Annotated in this window: 1 pseudogene; it reads left to right on the forward strand. The window is 43.0% G+C overall.

Annotated elements, in window-relative coordinates:
• A pseudogene (locus H1P_RS35510) lies at positions 1-1,221 on the forward strand (hypothetical protein); the annotation flags it as partial.
• Positions 1,222-1,278: the final 57 nt, after the last annotated feature.

Consider the following 1,278-nt stretch of genomic DNA (forward strand, 5'->3'; position numbering starts at 1 on the left):
AAAAATCTTCAACTTTTAAGCTTTAAATTGGCTTTCAACTTAATTTGTGAGAAAAGTGGGTCTAGCATCACTTATGGCGATGGTTCAAAAGTAAACTACGATTACAACCATGTTGGACGTTTACAGCAGGTTATTTATGGAGAAGGCAGAGAAGCCATCTCCTATATCTTCGGCGAGAGCGGAGAAATCACTTCAGTTACCGATGCTAATGGCGTACAAGTTCTCTACGAATATGACGATAACGGTCGCCTCATTTCTCAACAGATAGCAGATAGCGATCGAGTACTCAGCTATAGCTATGGTTCTGCTGGTGAAGTCACCGTGACTGATGCTAACGGTGCAAAGGTGGAACTGTCATCTAGCGAACAAGGTCTTTTTCTGGGTCAGTCAGATGTTCTTGGTCGTCTGATTCAGTTTCAGTACGATAATCAAGGAAATCTAACTGGAGTAAATGCCCCAGAAAACTTTGGTGTTACCTATAGCTATGACGAGCAGGGAAATCTAACTAGCTTAATTAATCCTTTGGGAAATGAAGTCAAGTTTACCTACGAACCCAACTACGAACAGTTACAAACCGTTACCGACGCTCGCGGTAATGACCTTAGCTATAACTATAACGAGCAAGGCTACTTGACTGCCATTACCTATGAAGATGGAAGTTCGGAAAGATTTACCGTAGATGAACAGGGAAACACCGTCGAATCCGTCAACCGTCGGGGTATAGCAATTGGCTATGAATATAACGCTCTCGGTCAGGTAACTCGCGTTGACTATCAGGATGGTTCTGCCGATACCTATACCTACGATGATACAGGTCGTCTGACTAGCAGTACCAATGCCAGTGGCACGACTCTAATTGAGTATGATGCCGATAATCCTAACCTCATAGCTAAGATTACTTATCCTACAGGACGCTCTCTGGCATATACCTACGATGAGGTTGGTCGCCGTACTCAAATGGTAGACCAAAATGGCAGCGAAGTTAACTACAGCTACGATGCTGCGGGAAGATTGGCTGGTCTGACTGATGAAACAGGTAGCTCGATCGTCTCCTATACTTATGATGATGCAGGTCGTTTGGTACGGGAAGATAATGGCAATGGCACTTATACTACTTACACCTACGATTTGGCTGGTCAATTGTTAAACCTAGCTAACTACGCAGCCGATGATTCCCTAAACTCTAACTATGTCTACACCTATGATGTGCGACCCGTTTAGTACACAAGTATTTAAAATACGTAGTACTAGCTAGGTAATTAGACCAAAATAAAAAAA

Origin of the sequence: Hyella patelloides LEGE 07179, from assembly GCF_900659865.1 — a bacterium.
Lineage (GTDB): Bacteria > Cyanobacteriota > Cyanobacteriia > Cyanobacteriales > Xenococcaceae > Hyella > Hyella patelloides.